Annotated in this window: 16 protein-coding genes; 12 read left to right on the top strand and 4 right to left on the bottom strand. The window is 37.7% G+C overall.

Annotated elements, in window-relative coordinates; translation table 11 throughout:
- Positions 1–87 precede the first annotated feature (87 nt).
- Complete coding sequence (locus ACO05G_RS16780; RefSeq protein WP_421763787.1) at positions 88–546, top strand: hypothetical protein; 459 nt, start codon at positions 88–90, stop codon at positions 544–546.
- Here ACO05G_RS16780 and ACO05G_RS16775 read toward each other — a convergent pair.
- Entirely contained in the window at positions 543–1310 is a 768-nt protein-coding gene (locus tag ACO05G_RS16775) for a S1/P1 nuclease (protein ID WP_421763786.1), read from the bottom strand. The genes ACO05G_RS16780 and ACO05G_RS16775 overlap by 4 nt on opposite strands.
- Before the next feature lie 344 nt (positions 1311–1654).
- Here ACO05G_RS16775 and mfd point away from each other — a divergent pair, with 344 nt between their 5' ends.
- Together mfd and gldJ are read left to right on the top strand one after the other, a co-directional pair.
- Complete coding sequence (gene mfd / locus ACO05G_RS16770) at positions 1655–5014, top strand: transcription-repair coupling factor (protein ID WP_421763785.1); 3360 nt, start codon at positions 1655–1657, stop codon at positions 5012–5014.
- A 149-nt stretch (positions 5015–5163) separates the two neighbouring features.
- Complete coding sequence (gene gldJ, locus ACO05G_RS16765; protein ID WP_421763784.1) at positions 5164–6498, top strand: gliding motility lipoprotein GldJ; 1335 nt, start codon at positions 5164–5166, stop codon at positions 6496–6498.
- A 52-nt stretch (positions 6499–6550) separates the two neighbouring features.
- Here gldJ and ACO05G_RS16760 read toward each other — a convergent pair whose 3' ends face one another.
- Positions 6551–7216, bottom strand: coding sequence for a ComF family protein (locus ACO05G_RS16760; RefSeq protein WP_421763783.1), 666 nt, complete (start codon positions 7214–7216; stop codon positions 6551–6553).
- A 22-nt stretch (positions 7217–7238) separates the two neighbouring features.
- Here ACO05G_RS16760 and ACO05G_RS16755 point away from each other — a divergent pair, with 22 nt between their 5' ends.
- From ACO05G_RS16755 to ACO05G_RS16720, 8 genes are all read left to right on the top strand, one after another.
- A complete protein-coding gene (locus ACO05G_RS16755) occupies positions 7239–7595 on the top strand; it encodes a hypothetical protein (protein WP_421763782.1) in 357 nt (118 codons plus the stop codon).
- Positions 7596–7635: 40 nt separating this feature from the next.
- Entirely contained in the window at positions 7636–11010 is a 3375-nt protein-coding gene (locus tag ACO05G_RS16750) for a DUF4175 family protein (RefSeq protein ID WP_421763781.1), read from the top strand.
- Positions 11003–11407, top strand: coding sequence for an ATP-binding protein (locus tag ACO05G_RS16745; protein ID WP_421763780.1), 405 nt, complete (start codon positions 11003–11005; stop codon positions 11405–11407). Before ACO05G_RS16750 ends, ACO05G_RS16745 begins: the two co-directional genes overlap by 8 nt.
- Entirely contained in the window at positions 11407–11829 is a 423-nt protein-coding gene (gene ybeY, locus ACO05G_RS16740; protein ID WP_421763779.1) for an rRNA maturation RNase YbeY, read from the top strand. The genes ACO05G_RS16745 and ybeY overlap by 1 nt, the downstream gene beginning before the upstream one ends.
- Positions 11830–11890: 61 nt before the next feature.
- Positions 11891–13756, top strand: coding sequence for a tRNA uridine-5-carboxymethylaminomethyl(34) synthesis enzyme MnmG (mnmG, locus tag ACO05G_RS16735; protein ID WP_421763778.1), 1866 nt, complete (start codon positions 11891–11893; stop codon positions 13754–13756).
- Entirely contained in the window at positions 13756–14622 is an 867-nt protein-coding gene (locus tag ACO05G_RS16730; protein WP_421763777.1) for a class I SAM-dependent methyltransferase, read from the top strand. Before mnmG ends, ACO05G_RS16730 begins: the two co-directional genes overlap by 1 nt.
- On the top strand, positions 14619–16307 hold the full coding sequence (locus tag ACO05G_RS16725) for an Ig-like domain-containing domain (protein WP_421763776.1): 1689 nt from the start codon (positions 14619–14621) through the stop codon (positions 16305–16307). Before ACO05G_RS16730 ends, ACO05G_RS16725 begins: the two co-directional genes overlap by 4 nt.
- Before the next feature lie 381 nt (positions 16308–16688).
- Entirely contained in the window at positions 16689–18497 is a 1809-nt protein-coding gene (locus tag ACO05G_RS16720) for a tetratricopeptide repeat protein (RefSeq protein ID WP_421763775.1), read from the top strand.
- Here the strand turns inward: ACO05G_RS16720 and ACO05G_RS16715 are convergent.
- A complete protein-coding gene (locus ACO05G_RS16715) occupies positions 18474–18944 on the bottom strand; it encodes an Lrp/AsnC family transcriptional regulator (RefSeq protein ID WP_421763774.1) in 471 nt (156 codons plus the stop codon). The two genes, ACO05G_RS16720 and ACO05G_RS16715, sit on opposite strands and share 24 nt — an antisense overlap.
- A 142-nt stretch (positions 18945–19086) precedes the next feature.
- On the opposite strand from ACO05G_RS16715, the gene ACO05G_RS16710 reads away from it, so the two are divergent.
- Positions 19087–20325, top strand: coding sequence for a cystathionine gamma-synthase family protein (locus ACO05G_RS16710; RefSeq protein ID WP_421763773.1), 1239 nt, complete (start codon positions 19087–19089; stop codon positions 20323–20325).
- On the opposite strand, the gene ACO05G_RS16705 is transcribed toward ACO05G_RS16710, so the two are convergent.
- Positions 20322–20879, bottom strand: a complete 558-nt coding sequence (locus ACO05G_RS16705; protein ID WP_421763772.1) for a hypothetical protein — start codon at positions 20877–20879, stop codon at positions 20322–20324. The genes ACO05G_RS16710 and ACO05G_RS16705 overlap by 4 nt on opposite strands.
- Positions 20880–20922: the final 43 nt, after the last annotated feature.

Here is a 20922-nt window from a genome sequence, read left to right as displayed (position 1 = left end):
ATTTTACACAAATGTAAATTCCGATTAGTAAGTAGTTCCAATTCAGCTTAAAACAAATTAATTTGGATACTAAAATTAGAAATACTTATGAGTTCAGATATTAATAAAATTCCCACTTCATTTTACGGTATCACTATGGTTCCTCAAGACAACTGGAGGGAATACGGTTATGCTTTACTTACAATAGCTGGCTCAGATGGTGAAGTGTCCGACCCGGAATTGGAATGGCTTACTATTGAGTGCGCTCAGTCAGTGGGTGTGGATGAAGATATCATTGCAGATTGGGAGGAATATGACTTTGAAGAAGGAGAGCTTGAAGAAATCTTTCATAGTTTCAACTCTAGATCTTTTGCAAACTTCAACAAACTATTGATCTATGATGCAATTAGAATGTCTAGTGCTGATGGCGAATTTGCACAAGATGAGCGCGAGCAAGTTCATCATGCAGCCCAAATTTTAAAAGTTCCCATGGATACTGTTTTGGCTATTGAAGCACTCGTAGATTTAGAACAAGCAGCGAGTAAACTGCGCCTCACAATTCTCTAGCCGTAAATCTCATTCAAAACATTGGCTAAACGGATTCCGGCTTGAAGCAGTCGTTGATTAAGCAGATCAATGTTTTCATAGTCGTATCTATAACTCAGCTTCTTATCCTCCGGCATTGTTTCATAGCATTGAGCTCTGACCTCTTTCGACTCATTTGCCCAGTCCAGCACATTTAAAGACGACCAGTTTGTAAGTTGCTCGCCTGTTGGGTGGTCAATCCAGTCCGCGTATTCTGTATAACTATATTTCTGGCCATCAATCATTTCGCTATCCCAAACTCTATGTAGGTTCGAGCTCTTCCAGAAATAGTCTAATTTAATGTCATTCCCACCTCTATCTTCTCCATTGCCAACATGAAGTGGTTGATGAATGTCCCCAATAAGATGAACTAAACATTTTAAAGCAAACGCCTCGTCTCTATCAGTAAAGGTTTTTGATTCCAGCTCAGACATTAACCTTTGTAAAGTGACGATCACATCACCTTCTTCCGGGGTGCCTACCGCTGCATAAGTGTTTCCATCTGGAATAGTAGCATAATGCCAGGGAGACATATATCGGTAAGTAGCATCAGATTTAATGAAGTCCATATAATTGCTAACCTCGGCAAGTGTTTCATAACCTAAAACCTGCTCAATGTTTTTTCTGGCCTTTTTCGTTAAATGTCGCTCAGCAATTAACCCAACGATGCGATGACCAGTTGCTCCCCAACCGAATGAAGAAAAAGTTAAAATAATGGCAAGAATGGATACAACTATTTTTTTCATGTGCTAAAGTTAGATTGAAAAAGGAGTCATTTTCAATGCGATGAGATAGAATCTTTTAAAAAAGAGAAGGCGTGACCGTAAAAACGGTACACGCCTAATCACCAACCTAACCTAAAAGAAAGTTTTTAAATAAACGTTCGAAGTTTATTTTATTATGAAATTCTTTGACTTATATACACGGCAAAGACTCAAAATGTTGCAATCTATTCTTGAAATAGTTCATTTATTAGACAAACCATCTATTATTCTCTACCAACGACTCTTTACCAATGATTTCACAAAACCTTTTGGCAGGAGGCAAGTAGTATAAAGATTACTTTTGCCATCTAAAATTGAATGAGGGTTTGAACACGCAGGATTTATTAGCTAAATATCAACAAAGTACCAACGTCAAGGCTGTCGCTGAGACAATTGAGAGAAAAAAAAATCTTCGCTTAAAAGGGATTTCAGGAAGCTATGATGCTTTGCTTGTTGCTGCCACATTCAAAGAAACCGGAGGTGTTCATTTGATCGTGCTACACGATTATGAGGAAGCTAGTTATTTCCAAAATGATCTTGCAAATTTCTTAGCAAATGAATTTGTTTCGTTCCCATCCTCCTATAAGAAGCCATATCATTATGAAGAAATTGAAAACGCAAATATTCTGCAAAGGGCAGAAGTACTTAATGATCTGAATGATAGAAAGGATTTAGTCATAGTCACCTATCCGGAGGCATTATCAGAAAAAGTAATAAACAAACGCTCGCTTGTATCCAACACCTTTACCGCCAGGCCGGGAGAAGAGTTAGATGTAGAGTTTCTATCCGACCTACTAGTTACTTATGATTTTGAAAAGACTGATTTCGTATACGAACCAGGGCAGTTTTCTGTCAGAGGTGGAATTATTGATGTGTTTTCATATGCGCACGAAAAACCATATCGACTTGAGCTTTTTGGTGATGAAGTAGAAACGATTCGTGAGTTTGACCCGGAAAGCCAGCTTTCTACAAATGAGCCTGACCATATCTCTTTGATTCCAAATGTGCAAACTAAACTAGTAAGTGAAGAGCGTCAGTCCTTCCTCACATACATTCCTGAGGAGACAACCATTTGGTTAAAAGACTATCAACAATCACTAGACATTATTGATAAGTCATTTCATAAAGTTGAAGAACAGTTTCAGATTATAAAAGAAATGAGTGGTAACGCAAAACTGATTACCTCTCCGGAACAATTATTTGAAACACAGAAATCGTATACGGATTCAATCGAAAAATTCACAAAAATTGAATTTGGTAAACGGTTTTATCTGGCACCTGATGAAGAGCTTACCCTTGCCACCCGTCCTCAACCATCTTTTCATAAGAATTTTACCTTACTAGCTGATAATTTAAGAGAGCTTCAACAAAACCAGTATCAGAAACTTATTGCGGCTGAATCTTTTAAACAGATTGAACGGCTTGAAACCATTTTTGAAGAGGTTGATCATGAGTTGAACTTTGAAGGAGTAAATGCATCCTTAAGAGAAGGATTTATTGATGATCACGAAGAAATTGCAATTTATACTGATCATCAAATTTTTGATCGTTTCCATAGGTATCAGGGAAAAGAGAAGTTTACCAAGAGTAAAGCACTTACTTTAAAGGAGTTAAAAACATTACAGCCTGGTGATTTTGTTACTCACATCGATTATGGTGTTGGTCGGTTTGCTGGGCTTGATACGGTAGATGTTGGCAGAAATAAACAAGAAGCAGTAAGGTTGGTATATCGAGATGACGACCTACTTTATGTTAGTCTTCACTCCCTTCATAAAATATCGAAGTATTCTGGGAAAGAGGGTGAACCTCCGTCTATAAATAAACTTGGCTCACCGGACTGGGAAAACAAAAAAAAGAAGGTTAAGAGAAAAGTTAAAGACATAGCCAAAGACTTAATCGAGCTTTATGCAAAAAGGAAAGCAGCTCGGGGTTACGCTTTTCCTCCGGATGATTATTTACAGGCAGAATTGGAATCGTCATTTATGTACCAGGATACGCCTGATCAATCAATGGCAACATCCGATGTTAAGGCTGACATGGAACAAGAACACCCAATGGATCGGCTCGTTTGTGGTGATGTCGGTTTTGGAAAAACTGAAATTGCAATTCGAGCTGCGTTCAAAGCTGTAAACTCCGGAAAACAAGTTGCCGTTTTGGTGCCTACAACAATTTTGGCAATGCAACATCACCGGACCTTTGAGTCACGATTGGAAAATATGCCTGTTTCCATTGATTATATCAATCGATTCAAAACATCCAAGCAAATCACTGATATCAAGAAGAGAGTAAAAGAAGGAAAAATAGACATCCTAATAGGAACTCATAGGATTGTCAATAAAGACATTGAGTTTAAGGATCTCGGATTGATGATCATTGATGAAGAACAAAAGTTCGGGGTAAAAGTCAAAGAACGATTAAAAGATATGCGCGTCAATGTGGATGCGTTAACACTTACAGCAACTCCCATTCCACGAACGCTGCATTTCTCATTGATGGGAGCAAGGGACTTATCTATTATCTCAACACCTCCACCAAACAGGCGGCCTGTTACCACTGAGCTTCATGAATTTAACGAAGAAGTAATAAGAGATGCGGTAAGTCATGAAGTCAGAAGAGGTGGGCAGGTTTTTATGGTCCATAACCGAGTAAGCGATATTGAGCAGGTAGGCAATATGATATTCAAACTTGTTCCAGACTCAAGAATTGGAATTGCGCATGGTCAGATGGAGGGTCCACAGCTAGAGAAAGTGATGCTGAAGTTCATTGAAGGAGAATACGATGTGCTAGTTTCTACCAACATCATTGAAAGTGGACTCGATATCCCCAATGCAAATACCATCATCATCAACAACGCTCACATGTTTGGGCTTTCTGACTTACATCAAATGCGTGGGCGTGTGGGTCGATCAAACACAAAGGCCTATTGTTTTATGCTTACCCCTCCGGCATCTGCACTTACCAGCGATGCACGAAAGCGATTAAATACGTTAGAAGAATTTTCTGATTTAGGCGATGGGTTCAAAGTTGCCATGCGGGATCTCGATATTCGGGGGGCGGGTAACCTTTTGGGAGCAGAGCAAAGTGGGTTTATTAATGATATAGGCTTTGATATGTATCACAAAATTCTGGATGAGGCGGTTCAAGAGTTGAAAGAGGGAGAATATAAGGAGCTGTTTGAAAGTGATTTATTAAAAAATAAAGATGCCATTGACAAAATGGTTGAAGATTGCAATATCGAAACTGATTTTGAAGCGCTAATACCGGAAGACTATGTGAGTAACATTTCAGAGCGACTAGGTCTTTATACCCAATTAGATGACTTGAAATCAGAAGAGGAACTTTCAGATTTCATCAAAATGATAATCGATCGCTTTGGTCCAATGCCGAATGGGGTAAAGAACCTTACGGAAACCGTCCGGCTTAGGTGGAAAGCGATTCAAATTGGTTTTGAAAAAGTCACTATCAAAAACAATAAAATGAGGTGTTACATTTCTGATAAGAAACCACAGGAATATTTTCAATCTGCTCGTTTTGGCAATGTGCTTAATTTCATAAAATCTAATCCGCACGATAGTAAAATGAAGGAGGTCAAAAACAAATTGTTGATTAGTGTAGAAAATGTAGGATCAATCGAAAATGCAAGAATGGTAATCGACCAGATGCACACTCCACTTACGCTTGCATGATAATATCTGACCTCAAAGGCAATAAAAGTGCTAAGATTAGCATTAGATCAATAGGTTTAATCTAAAATCCACGAACTTACGATGGGTTTTTTGAAATATTTGTGTTTATTAGTACGTTGAAACGTTTCAAGACAAATTCAAACGGTGTTATGAAAAATTATGTGAGAGTAGCTAAGAGCTTTGGTTACACAGCCCTTGCTGCAACTTTTTTTAGTGCTTGTAACCTAATTGGTGGAGGTGGAGGTGCTCCTTCCGCTGAAAATCCAGGTTTTGCCAGTTCTGCCACAGGTCTGGAGTTTAACGAGGATGGTGGATTTCAAGTAAATGACTTCCAAGGACAGCCAGACGGACCTAACCTAATCTTCATTGAAGGAGGTCGAACCGTACTAGGTTCATTTGAAGAAGATGTGCTTTATGCTCATGATAACCTTGAAAGAGCAGTAACTGTTGCCTCGTTCTATATGGATGAGACTGAAGTTGCTAACATTCACTGGTTAGAGTATGAGTTTTATATCAAACAAGACTCAGACGAATACTACTGGAGGAATAACCTTCCAGATACTACCGTTTGGGCAAAAGATCTTGCTTACAACGATCCATACGTAAATAGCTACTACAGATATCCTGGTTTTAGATATTTCCCTGTTGTGGGTGTAAACTGGAGACAAGCTGTAAACTATTGCAAGTGGAGAACTACCGTTGTAAATCTCAAACTTGCGGAAGACGCAGGGTATCTTGATCCCGTCGCATCCGGGGACGATGCATTTGCAGGTGCAGAAGGTGGTGATTTATCCGCTTCCGCTGGATCTGTTCCAGGCCTTAGTTCTGGAGTCGTGCTTCCTGGTTATAGGTTGCCGACAGAGGCTGAGTGGGAATATGCAGCTCAGGCTCTTATCGGAACACAATGGCTAGATGAAAATCAAACACATAAAAGACTTTACCCTTGGGATGGTCACGCATTAAGAAACCCTTACGGAAAAAGCATGGGTTACTTTTTGGCCAATTTCAAAAGAGGAAATGGTGATTACGCTGGTATCGCTGGAAAGTTGAATGATGGCGCAATGATTACAACTTACATCTACGACTATCCTCCAAATGATTTTGGTCTTTATAACATGGCTGGAAATGTTAACGAGTGGGTTCAAGATGTATACAGACCTCTTTCTTTCCAAGACATGGACGACTTAAACCCAGCTCGAAGAGACGCTACACTAGATTCTGAAGATGACTATGATGGTGGTTACACATTTATAGGAAATGAAGGTGATTACACCGAAGAGGAATGGGTTAAGACTTCCGGTCTACAGAAATCATTTAATGCGGATAATCCACCAAAAAGAAGAGTAAGGGTTTATAAAGGAGGCTCTTGGGCAGATGTCGCTTATTGGCTTTCACCCGGAACTCGTAGGTTTCTTTTTGAAGACTCTGCCACATCAACTATTGGATTTAGATGTGCTATGATTCGCGCTGGATCTAATTTCTAAAAAACTATCTCACAGATTTTCAACAGAGGCTGCTCAATCGGGCAGCCTTTTTTTATTTTCCTCTTGCCACAGCTGCTATGTGAATTGACTCAACATTTGCTTCAACAAGTCTTTCACAGAGCATTCCTACTGTAGCTCCTGTTGTAATAACATCATCTACCACCAAGATACTTTTACCGGACAAGTCAACGCCTATTTTTGAATAGACATTCTGCATATTGGCCCAGCGTTCAACTTTAGATTTGCGAGTTTGGCTTTTGGTTGATATAATCCGTTCAATCAGTTCCGTATTAATTTCTGCATTAACATGCTCAGCGACTCCTAAGGCAATTTCTGCACTTTGATTAAAGGTGCGTTTTCTCAGCTTAGATTTATGTAATGGAACTGGAATGACTAGATCATAGCGATTTTGACTTAATCTTAGTGCCAGCCACTTGCCGAGTATAAAGCCTATCTCCTTTTTTCCATGATATTTCAAATGATACAATAATTTTTGGGCGACACCTCCATGATAAAAGTACATATAAGCACCTGCAGATTTTATCTTTGATTCAAATGAAAATTTCTTAAACAAGTCATTTTCTTTATTTTGAAAGTCATTAGTGAAAGGAAGGTCTATTTTGCACGAGATACATAAAAATTTCTCCTCTGAATTAAGGGATTGCTGACAATTAATGCAGTTTTGAGGAAAAATAAGCGAAATAAAATCTCGAAACATTTCGAAAAAATAATCATAAGTAATGGTTTTTAAAAAAGACCTGGAACTACAAAAAGAATGGGTAGAGCTTCTTTATCAACTAAAAGAGGTCACTGGTAAGAGACCTGCCGACCTTAATTCCGTTCTTTTCTTAATAGGAGTACAAGAGCTAGGGCTTGGTGCAAGAAATTTTTCGAAAGAAGAGAAACAGGATATTATGCATATTGCTATATGTAGGGTTTTGTCCTTAGCTGGGTACTACCAATTGGAAGGACATGATGCTGATGGTTGGCCGCATTGGAAATTAGTAAAAAAATTACCTCGATTTGATCTCCTCGAGCAAGAAAAACTGTTAAAAATTCAGATTTTAGAATATTTCAGGAAAGAAATTGGTTGGTAACATGCACCTTTGATTCTAATTGTCCGTTTACACTCCAACAATGAGTGGTTTAGAAGAAATAAAAAATAAATTAGCGTCTTTTAAAAAGAGGTACTATCTGAGGCAGATTGTTTTGGGTGTTTTGAGCTTTCTCATCATTAACCCGATTATTTTTCTTGGTATAAGCAGCCTGGAAAATCAATTTTGGCTCAGTGTAACAGGAAGGGCAATACTATTTTTTGGGTTCATTGGCCTATTATTGACATCATTCTACCTATTAATTGTCAAGCCATCTCTGAACTTACTTCAGTTAAAAAAGGGACTATCTGATAGTGATGCAGCTAAAGAAGTCTCGAAACATTTTACTGAGATTGAAGACAAGCTTATAAATACGCTTCAACTCGGAAAGCTTGATAAAAACGAGTTATTGAGCGCTGCAATTGACAAGAAGTCAGCCGAATTCAGTCAAATCAAGTTTATAAATGCGGTAGATTTTAGACCAGCCAAAAAGTATGCTTTTGGCTTCTTCCTTGTCTTAGGTCTTTTTTCGCTCGTTTCATTCATCAACCCAAAGCTGATCTCAGAAAGCTCCGAGCGCATAGTCAACTTTAAGAAAGAATTTGAACCAGAAGCACCATTCAGATATATAATTGTAAATGAATCTCTTAAGGCTTTTAGAGGTGAAGATTTTACATTAAAAGTAAAGCTTGAAGGTGAACAAATCCCAGAGCTTACCAAAGTAATAGTTGATGATAAAGTCACAGACCTATCTATTTCAAATCAGACTTTTCAGTATACTTTTTCGAAAATCCAAGCAAACAAATCGGTCGTATTTGAGGCTGCCGGATATAGATCTAACAGATTCAAAATCAACGTCAATGATCGCCCGGATCTGGTTTCAATGCTTATTCGCATTCAAGAACCTGCATATACTGGAGGTGAAAGAAGAACAATTGAAAATTCAGGAAGTCTAACCGTTTTGGAAGGATCTTCCGTTTTGTGGGAAATTAATACTGTGAGCACAGATAGCGCACATATTATCATAAATAATGAAAAACAATCTCTGCCACGCACAGCAGAGGATAGCTATTCAACAGAAAAGCGGATACAAAGAGAGGGTAGTTATGAAATTACCTTATTTAATGAATTCAGTAAGAACAAGTCGGAGCTTTCATATCCTATTGAAGTTATAAAGGATCAATACCCAGAGATTCTAGCAGAGTTTTTCCCTGATTCAATTGGTTATCAGTTCCTAACAATAGCCGGGTCAATATCGGATGATTATGGATTTAACGGATTATACCTTAATTATAGAGAGCAAAATCAGGACACCTATAAAAAAATACCATTAGAGCTGAGCTCCTCTGCGCTAAGCCAAAGCTTTTTTGCTAACTGGAATCTTGACCTACTCAAAATAGAATCAGGTACGTCTCTTGAAGTGTTTGTTTCGGTTACTGATAATGATGGAATCAACGGTTCCAAGGAATCTAGATCTAAAACATTTATTCTAAGCATTCCATCAGACGAGGAAATTGATGCTTTGATTGCAGAAAAACAGAGTGGAGTAGAAGACCAATTGGACGATACTGAAAAACGGGCAGAAGATATAGCTAAACGACTTGAAGACATTGAGGAGAGACTAAAATCAGAGCAAAAGATTGATTGGCAGGAAAAAAAGCTAATTAATGATATCATTGAGGATAGAGAAAAACTCTCAAAAGAAATCGAGAAGCTTAAAAAACAACATGAAGACTTATTAAAGTCAAGTAATAGGTTCCAAAAACAAAGCAGTCAACTTCAAGATAAAAATCAAAAAATGCAGGAGCTTTTAAATGAGCTCATGGACGAAGAGACCAGAAAACTCTATGAAAAGCTGAAAGAGCTAATGAAAGAAAATGCGTCTTCTGATGACGTAAGCCAAGAACTAAGTGACCTTAAGAAGAGCGAGCAGAACCTTGAAAGAGATCTTGAAAGAGCCCTCGAATTATTCAAAAGACTTAAAATGGAAAGTGTCTTAGAACAAAACTTGCAAAAGCTAGACACATTAGGCTCAAAACAGGAAAATGCCGCCGAAAACCCATTAGACAAGAATGCACAAGAGGAGATCAATGAAGAGTTCGAAGAATTCAGGAAGAAAATGGATGAGGTTCAAGAGTTAAATCAGGATTTAAAAAAACCTGAAGCAATGGAAGACTTTGAGCTGGAAGAGCGACAGATAGCGAAAGCGCTAAGAGAGATTATGGAACAAATGGAAAAAGAAAGTCAGGAACAAGATCAACAAGGAGAACAAAGCGAAGGAAATGAACCTGAAGATCAGGAGAACGATAAACAAGAGGGTCAGAACCAAGAAAATCAACAAAAACAGCAAAACCAAAAGGGTACACAACAAAAACAGAAGAACGCCGCACAGAAAATGAAAGGGCTGAGTCAAAAGCTCATGAATATGCAGGGGGGAATGCAGATGGAAATGATGCAGGCCAACTTGGATCAGCTTAGGGATATTTTGGACAACCTGGTTAAGCTTTCTTTCAATCAGGAAGAAATTATGTTAGAAATGAGAGAAGTTAGCCAGTCTGATCCTCGTTTTCTGGAGTTATCACAAAACCAACTGAAGCTCAAGGATGACGCTAAGGTTATACAAGACAGTCTTTTATCCTTAGCTGAAAAAGTTGTTCAAATATCCTCTTTTATTACTCGTGAAGTTGGTTCCATAAACGACAACATTGATGAATCCATAGATTTTCTAAAAGATAGAAATAGAAACAGGGCTTTGTCAAGTCAGCAGTTTGCCATGACATCAATCAATAATCTAGCTCTTCTATTGGATGATACGATGCAGCAAATGCAGATGTCTATGTCTGAAGCTATGGGGAATTCAAGTTCTGGCCAAAAAAAGAAACCTCAAGGGTTGCCTGATCTCCAAGAACTCCAAAACCAACTAGGTGAAAAGATGAATGAACTCAAAGGCTCAGGTAAATCAGGAAGAGAGCTTTCTGAGGAGTTGGCTAGATTAGCCTCAGAGCAAGAAATGATTCGAAGACAGATGGAGATGATGAAAGAGGCGCAAGATGGAAAGCCTGGAGGGGGCCTTGGTGGCGATGACATGAAACGCGCAATCGATATGATGGAGCAAAACGAGGTAGATTTGGTAAACAAAAGACTGACTCGTCAGTTAATCAACCGTCAGAAACAAATCATGACTAGAATGCTCGAAGCTGAAAAAGCACAGCGCAATCAAGAAATGGATGAAGAAAGAGAATCACAAAAGCCTTCTGTCATTAGTCGTGAAATACCTCCTGGCTTTGAAAAATACCTGGAACTGAAGAAAAAAGAGATTGAGTTATTAAAAACTATTCCAATAGAATTAAATCCATTTTATAAAAAAGAAGTAAACGACTATTTTAGACGCTTAAGTTCAGATAAAAAGAATGATTGATAACATTCAAATACAGATACCATCACTTCCTGAGAATATAAGGATAGTTGAAAGCTTTATCGATAACGCTAAAGATCAATATAAGCTTAATGATGACATATACGGAAACATCATGATCGCCGTGACCGAATCAGTCAACAATGCCATCATCCACGGAAATCAATCCAACATTAAGAAAAACGTACATCTTCAGCTCGCACTTGAGGAGTCGTTAATAAAGTTTATCATAGAAGACGAGGGGCCGGGATTTGATTATCAAGACCTTCCCGATCCTACATTACCTGAAAATCTCAGTAAACCCGGGGGCAGAGGTATCTTCCTTATGAAGAATCTATGTGATGAAGTGTCATTCAAAAAAGAAGGAAGAGTTGCCGAACTCAGTTTCTATCTCTCTTAATGGCAATAGAATATTTTACTGAAGACATTGACTTCTGTCTTCAAGATCAACCTAAAACCACCTCTTGGATAAGCTCAATCATCCAATCGAATAACCAGAAGCTAGGTGAACTCTCCTACATATTTTGTTCAGATGATTACCTGCTCGATATTAATAAAGATCACCTTAATCATGATTATTACACAGATATAATCACATTTGACAATTCAGAAGAGGAAGGAATAATTGAATCAGACATATTCATTAGCGTCGATAGGGTGAAAGAAAACGCTCAAACACAAAGCGCTTCTTTCGAACTTGAACTACACCGAGTCATGATTCACGGGATACTCCACTTACTAGGATTTAGTGATAAAACTCCCGCCGAACAAAAGCTTATGAGAGAAAAAGAAGATGCCTGTTTATCTTTGCTCAAAAATTAAGTTCCACGTGAAACATGGGTGTGGAATCTGGTTGCAGGTTCCACGTGAAACATAAAAAGCTATGCTACAAGAATATGATATTATAGTGGTTGGTGCGGGTCACGCAGGATGCGAAGCTGCGGCCGCCGCTGCAAACATGGGTTCGAAAGTCTTATTAGTCACAATGAACATGAACACCATTGCTCATATGTCATGCAATCCGGCAATGGGTGGAATCGCTAAAGGTCAGATTGTTAGAGAAATAGACGCTCTTGGGGGGTATTCCGGTATAGTCACTGATAAATCAATGATTCAGTTTAGAATGCTGAATCGATCCAAAGGACCGGCAATGTGGAGCCCACGTGCACAATCCGATAGAATGCGATTTGCTGAAGAATGGAGGTTGTCTCTAGAGGGAATTAAAAACCTAGACTTCTGGCAAGAAATGGTAAGTGGTCTCATCGTAAAAGACAATCGCATAATTGGTGTTAAAACGGGGATAGGATTAGAGATCAAAGCCAAAGCGGTTGTATTAACGAATGGAACATTTCTTAATGGACTCATACACATTGGTGAAAAACAATTTGGAGGAGGTAGGTCAGGGGAACGCGCAGCTACAGGAATAACTGAACAACTTGTTGAACTTGGTTTTGAATCAGGCAGAATGAAAACAGGTACTCCACCTAGAGTGGATGGTAGATCTCTTGATTATACCAAAATGGAAGAACAAGAAGGTGATGAAATGCCTGGCAAGTTTTCATACCTTGAATCCTCCAGACCACTTACCAAACAACGAAGCTGTCACATTACTTACACAAATCCCGAAGTTCATGAAATACTACAGACAGGATTTGAAAAATCGCCAATGTTTACTGGAAGAATACAGGGACTAGGACCAAGGTACTGTCCATCAATAGAAGATAAAATCAATCGTTTTGCTGAAAGAAACAGACATCAAATATTTGTCGAGCCTGAAGGATGGGATACAGTTGAGATCTACGTAAATGGCTTTTCTACATCACTTCCTGAAGATGTGCAATACAAAGCATTGCAAAAGGTGCCTGGCTTTGAGAACGTCAAAATGTTTCGTCCAGGCTATGCAATTGAATATGATTTCTTTCCTCCAACTCAACTCTCCAATACATTGGAAACCAACCTTATTGAGGGGCTATATTTTGCAGGGCAAATAAATGGGACAACCGGGTATGAAGAAGCAGCCTGCCAGGGAATGATGGCGGGTATTAATGCTCATCAAAAAATACATGAAAATGAGGCATTCATTTTAAAAAGAAATGAGGCATACATCGGAGTGCTTATTGATGATCTCATCAATAAAGGTACAGACGAGCCATACAGAATGTTTACCTCAAGAGCAGAATTCAGACTGCTTCTACGACAAGATAATGCCGACTTGAGACTGACAGAGTTAAGCAACAAAATGGGGCTTGCCTCCAACGAAAGACTCAATCAAGTCCAGAAAAAAAGAGAACAAACTGAAAAACTGATCCGTATACTTCACGAGATTCAGTTCAAACCAGCTGATGCTCTAGAACACTTAGAAGCATTATCGTCTGCGCCAATTAAAGATCGATCTTCATTAGCCACAATATTGAAAAGGCCAGAAATAACAATGTATGATTTTAAGATATTTTCAGGTGAAATTGAAAAGGTTCTTAATTCGTTCTCCGCTGAAGTAATCGAACAAACAGAAATTCAAATTAAGTATCAAACGTACATTGATAGGGAACAACAAAACTCTGAAAAGATGAACAATCTTGAAAATCTCAAGATTAAAAAATCGTTTGACTACAACCAATTACCATCTCTCTCCGCAGAGGCGAAAGAGAAACTGCTAAAAATTAAGCCGGAAACTCTTGGTCAGGCTTCAAGAATAAGTGGCGTTTCACCGTCAGATGTATCGGTTTTAATGGTTTATTTAGGTAGATAATGTACGAAAAGCTGGAGCAGTGCCCCGTCTGTAAACACACACATTTCATCAATCATCTTATCTGTGACGATCACTCTGTAACAGGTGAAAGTTTTGCATTAGTTAAATGTGATAAGTGCAACCTGATATTCACAAACCCCCGTCCGGAGAAAAAGAATCTCGCCAAATATTACAGTAGTGAAAACTATATTTCCCACACTGATCGCGCAAATTCACCCATCAATTTCATTTACAGGCTTGTACGCAAATTCACACTAAAACAAAAAATAAAGCTTGTTCAGAAGTATAAAAAAAATGGTACACTACTTGACTATGGCTGTGGTACCGGAGACTTTCTTCAAACAGCTACCAAAAATAATTGGCAACCTTTTGGATATGAACCCGACTTAAAAGCAAAAAAAATAGCGTCAGAGAAAAATGGAAATCAGATTATAGAATCAATCAACACCATAGATAAAGTTGATGTTGTAACCGCATGGCACGTTCTGGAACACGTATCAGATCTCTCCGAGACTGTAAAACAACTAAGAAAGATACTCGTTGATGGAGGTCATCTTATAATCGCTCTGCCAAATCACCGTTCATATGATGCTGCTTATTACAAAGAGTTTTGGGCTGCATATGACGTTCCAAGACATCTATATCATTTTGATGAGGAAGCAGTAAAAGAACTTGCCAGGCAGTTTAAATTCAAAATTGTTAAAATTCATCCAATGAAATTCGACTCTTACTATGTATCGCTACTAAGTGAAAAGTATAGAAAAAACGGTGGGATAATAAAAGCAATCAAAACAGGATATCTCTCTAACAAGTCAGCAAAAAAAACAAATCAATATTCAAGCCGCATCTACGTACTACAAAAATGAAGAACTTCTTCTACTTAATTTTATCATTCCTAATTGTTGACTTAACAGTTCAAAGCTGCGCCAATATAGGCAGACCTACAGGTGGTCCAAAAGACACTATACCCCCTACACTTACATATTCCATACCTCAGACTGGTACAACAAATTATGATAACGAAGAACTCATATTAGAATTTTCTGAATTTATTAATGACGATAAATTAAAACAGCAATTGATTATTACTCCAAAGACCGATATACAATATAACTCAGTAGCTAAAAGAAATAAATTAGTAATCAAACTAGATACCAAGTTAGCTGACTCAACAACATATAACTTCAATTTTGCTGATGGGGTAACAGATATCACTGAAAATAATCCAGCAACTAATTTATCTATTGCATTTAGCACAGGACCTTACATTGATAGTCTTGCTATAACAGGCTTTGTGAGAGAACTATTAACCGATGAACCAGCAAAGAAGTATGTTGTAGGACTTTATCCACTATCAGATTCACTAGACTACTTTGCTACCAATCCAATGTACTTCACTACGACCAATGATTCAGGCAGATACGCAATTAATTATATAAAAAGAGGTAAGTACAAAATAATATCTTTCAAGGACGAAAACGCTAATTATCTCTTAGATCCTGAAAGTGAATCCCACGGATTTTTACAAGACACCATCAATTTAGACTCTTCATTAAGTTTAAAGCCAATACGGTGCATACTCCAAAATGTTAAACCAATTGAGATGATGAATTACAGATCCATTGGGCCATACGTAGAAATTAAATTCAACAAGAGTCCTGATGCGTATTCAATCAAACCGGACTATTTAAATCATCACATCGTAGGTGACAAAAAAGACATTATTAGAATTTACAAGCACAGTAGCATAGCATATAATGATAGCTTACAAACTACCCTAATTGCCTATGATAGTCTTCAAAATAAAATTGAAGAAAATATCAAAATTGTCTTCCTAGAATCAAGCAGGAAAAAAGCCAAATTCTCAGTGACAATTAAACCTACAAATTTGGATATCTACAAGGATAAGACACTTAACCTTAGCTTTAATAAACCAGTCATTTCATATGACAGTACAAACTTGAGTATCAAATCTGACAGCATATTTACCTATCCATTATCTGCAGAATTTAGTTGGAATACCAATCACACGGAACTTGAGCTCAAACTAAAAGTAAAACATGACTCAGTCTACAACCACTTTGAAAAATTATTGCAAAAAGATTCAGCTGAACGCGACACATCAGTCAACTCAAACACTATATCCTCACAGAACAATTCAAGAAAACTTCAGATTGAAATACCAGAGGGAATGTTCACATCTGTAGAAAGAGATTCATCAAGTCTCACTACTATCACGATCAACAAAAAACCTAAACCATCCTCAGGTGTTCTTAAACTTGCTATATCTACAACTCAAAACAACTATTTCCTTCAGATCCTTAATGATAAAGGTCAAGTTAAATACAGCATCTCTAATCAGAAAACCGAAACATTTGATTCAATTATACCAGGTAATTACACCATTCGCGTCCTTATAGATGACAACAATGATGGCAACTGGTCATACGGAAATCTTCTCAAGAATGAAGAACCTGAGACCGTTTACATACATCCAGAAGAAATATCAATACGAGAAAATTGGATAGTGGAGATGGGGATATCCTTCTAACGATGTTGACAACTCTCAATCTATTAGTGGACAACCTAGTAGATATACATAGATATGATTGCCGAGATCTAATCATACAGTAACAACTTTGATTTACTTGAATCTTATCTACAACTTATCTAGCATCATTAATGATTAAGATTTAAACATTAAAGCAACTCATGTTATCAACACAAAAACATAACTTCCTTTAATTCAGGATTATACTTGTGGATTGTATGTTAAACTAAATTTAAAATGAAGAGGCTTATGAACAATCAAGAAAAACAAACAAATGCAACTAATCTTATCCACGTATCCACAGCACTAATAATAAGAATAGTATTTATTTAAACTTTATATATATAATATAAGTATGTATATATGTGAATTGATAAACCGATGGTCCAAAGGATTTTAATACTTATAATTTTTCCACTGAATGTCCTTTTTGCACAAAGCCAGGATCAAATTCAGATTGCGAACGAATATTATCAGCAAGGCGAACTGGAAAAAGCAAAACAACTATATGCTGAATTAGCTGAGAATCCTTACAATATTCAGCCAATTTCTAATAATTACCTTTCGTTACTAAAATCAACTGCTCAATTTGAAGATGCGGAGAAATTTTTACAAAAAGCCATAAAATATTTTCCTTCCAATCTACAATTTCAATCAAGTCTGGCTTCTGTTTACAGTGAGTCAGGTAATGAAAAAAAATTGGATGATTACATTAATCAACTTAGAAGGGAGTCTAAGTCAAATCCATTTCAATTAGGAATACTAGCTCAATATTTAGCAAATGAGCAACTCTACTATGAATCCATAAAATTTTTCGAAGATTCCAGAGAGATTCGAAATAACCCCTCAGTTCATGCACTTGAACTTGCCTCTATTTATCGGATGGTTAATGATAAATCCTCGATGATAGAGGAGTATTTAAACTATGCTTCAGATAGCCCGAATAGACTGAGTTACATTAAGAATCTCTTGCAAAATTTTATTCAACAAGAAGAAGACCTGGACGAGCTGGAAAACACGCTTATTCGAAAGATGCAGGAGGATCCTCAGGACACAAAATTTGCGGAGCTACTGCTGTGGGTTGAACTTCAGCGAAAAAATTTCTATGGTGCATTTGTTCAGGCCAAGGCAATAGATAAACGAAATCAGCGACCAGGAGATCGATCCATGGATATAGGTAGAATCGCGCTTGAAAATGATGCCTATGAAGATGCGGAAGAAATTTTCGAATATGTGGCGAAAGAATATGTGAATTCACGAAACTACCAATTCGCAAGAAAATTATGGATGGAGTCCAAAGAACAAAAGATAAAAAACACGTTTCCCATAAATGAAGAAGAGATCAGGGAATTGGCAGTTCAATATGATATGCTTCATAAAGAACTATACCCATCACAAACATCATTTGATGCACTTAGAAGCAAAGCACTTCTTCACGCGTTTTATTTAGATGAAATTGATCTTTCTGCACAGCTTTTAAATCAGCTAGTTCAAAACCCGAGGGCAGGAATGCAGTTGATATCTCAAAGCAAACTAGATCTCGGAGATATCTATATATTGAAAGGAGAGCCGTGGGAAGCCACACTTCTTTATTCTCAGGTAGAGAAAGCATATAAGAGTCATCAACTTGGATATGACGCCAAACTAAGAAATGCTCGACTTCATTATTTCACCGGAAATTTTTCATTAGCTAAAGGACACCTGGATATTCTGAAAAAAAATACGACAAGAGAAATTTCAAATGATGCAATTTCATTAGGGATGTTAATTACCGATAACACAGCTTTGGACACAACAGATGCTGTGATGCAAGAGTTTGCGAATATCGAGTTGTTGATTTTTCAGAATAAAAAATCCGAAGCTAACGATCGATTATCTCAAATGCTCGAGGACTACAATCATCATTCAGTCACAGATGAGGTATATTGGCTAAAATCAAAATTGGAATTGGAATCCGGTAATTCCGAAAAAGCCATTGATTACCTGGAAAAAATTTTAATGAGCTACTCTTATGATATTTTGGCAGATGATGCAGCATTTAAAAAAGCGGAAATTTTTGAACGTCACCTAAAAGATATCGAACAGGCAAAAAGCCTATATCAACAATTTTTAATTGATTATCCCGGCAGTATGTATGCGGCAGAGGCAAGAAAAAGATTCCGTCAGCTAAGAGGAGACTTCATCAACTAAAGGAAGAACTGTTGTCTGCTTTATTTTTTTTAAGACCATCATACTTTGAACGAGGCGAATGTTGTTAAGCTTAGCGAGCTTTCTGTTTACAAAGGCTGCATATTCATCCATATCCTTTACCAGGATTTTTAGCAAAAAATCAAAAGAACCAGCAAGGTGGTAACACTCCATTACCTCAGAAAATTTAGCAATTTCCACTTCAAATTCTCTTAAAAAATCTGCTTTGTGAGATTCCAGAGTTACAGATGAAAATACCTCAAACCCAAAGCCAGCTTTCTTTGGATTAACGGAAGCATGATAACCGGTAATCAATCCTTTATTTTCCAGCCGACGCAAGCGTTCATAGATTGGGGTAATGCTCAAGCCCAATTCTGCACTTAATTCTTTCATTGTCAGTTTTCCGTTCCCTTGAAGAAGAGAGATTAATTTTCTATCGATTCCATCCATTCTCAATTGCTATTTTCAGCTAAATTCTGAAAAAATTTAGAAAAAAAAACTATTATTTTAACTAATACTAATTGATTTTTCTATTTCAGTTTTAAAAAATGGACAAATCAACCACCTTACTGCTTCAAGAATTTTACATGATATGAAAAAGATGAGCCCCGAAAGTTTGATGATGTCATATGGTTTTAAACCGGAACTGTCAGAAGGAGCAATAAAACCGCCGATTTTTCAGACATCCACTTTCGTATTTAGAAGTGCAGAACATGGCAAAGCTTTTTTTGAGCAGGCATATGGCCTCAGAGAAAAAGATGAAGGAGAGGAATTGGGTTTGATCTATAGTCGATTGAATAATCCTGATCTTGAAATTCTTGAAAATCGATTAACCCTCTGGGATCAAGCAGAAGAAGCAGCTGTATTTGAAAGTGGAATGGGGGCAATCACCACGGCCCTTTTGCAATTTCTTGCTCCTGGGGATCTGCTTGTGCATAGCAATCCCATTTATGGAGGCACGGACCACTTTGTAAAACATATGCTTCCCAAATTTGGGATCAACATTTTAGGTTTCGATCCTGATCAATCCAAAGAGGAAATTGAAGAAATGATTGAAGCAAGTGGTCACTCGAGTCGTCTTAAAATGATTTATGTGGAGACACCCGCTAATCCAACTAATGATCTGATTGATCTGGAAATGTGCCGAGCAGTGGCAGATAGATTTGCTGGAGAAGAAAAGCCGTTAGTTGCTGTTGACAACACTTACATGGGTCCACTTTGGCAGCATCCTTTGAAACAAGGAGCTGACCTGGTTCTCTATTCTGCCACAAAATATATTGGCGGGCACAGTGATGTGATAGCCGGAGCATGTCTTGGAAGCAAAGAGCTAATTACTGAAGTAAAAGGGATGCGAACGTTTCTTGGAAATATGGCCGGACCTTGGACGGGATGGTTGCTGTTGAGAAGTTTAGAAACATTAAAAGTGAGAATGGAGCAACAAGCCCGAAACGCAGCACATGTTTACGAGGCAATCAAGGACCATCCAAAAGTTAAAACCATTCACTATTTGGGAGCAATAAAACCGGGCACTCGTCAACATGAAATTTTTGAAAAGCAGTACAAGTCTGCTGGAGCAATGCTATCCATCATTCTCGAAGGAGGTGAAAAAGAGTCGTTCAAATTTCTAAACAATTTGAAACTGATCAAACTAGCAGTAAGTTTAGGAAGTACTGAGTCTTTGGCACAACATCCCGCCTCAATGACCCACGCAGGTGTAGATCCGGAAGATCGAAAGAAGTATGGAATTTCAGATAGCCTGGTTCGACTATCGGTAGGTGTTGAAAATGCAGAAGATCTTGTTTGGGATATTAAACAGGCACTCGAAGCTTAAAGCAAAATTAATCTCGGAGGGGTAGGCTCCATCAAAGACGGATCCGGAGTAAAGTGTTTGTTCATGAAGCCATTCATATCATCGATGGTTTTATTAGAGAGCAATGGGAGAAGTTCCTCCATGACTTCACCAGAAATCATATAAGGAGGATTTTCGAGGTTTAATTTTGCACCCTTGCAGTGTGCATATATTTGATATTCCCGGCAGTCATCAATGCCGGTCTTTTTAATCATGCATGACCTAAGGTTTTCTTCAGGAGATCGTTCCTGCATTTCCAATCTTGTCATGACATCCATATTTTCCTGAAAATAGTTCATCATGCTTTGCCATGATTCTTTTGAGATCTCTTTTCTCATGACATCCGCACAATCCATACAAATGGCGTAATCAAAAACTACATCCTTTGCTGAATATCCTTCATAGTTTTTCACAGCCTTCTCAATGATGTATTCCGTCTCATTATCAAGAAGATATTTTTCACATTCGATGCATCGTTCGAAAGGGGCGTCTGTTTCAAAAGAGTAAAATTCTTTAGGAATATGATTTTCGTTCATGACCTCAAATCTAGGATTAAAAGCATTCGAAGTAAAAAATAGT

The sequence above is a fragment of the Ekhidna sp. genome (assembly GCF_965227465.1).
In the GTDB taxonomy this organism is placed as follows: domain Bacteria; phylum Bacteroidota; class Bacteroidia; order Cytophagales; family Cyclobacteriaceae; genus Ekhidna.
Note: the sequence above shows the minus strand (reverse complement) of the source record. Positions and strands in the feature narration are given on the sequence as shown.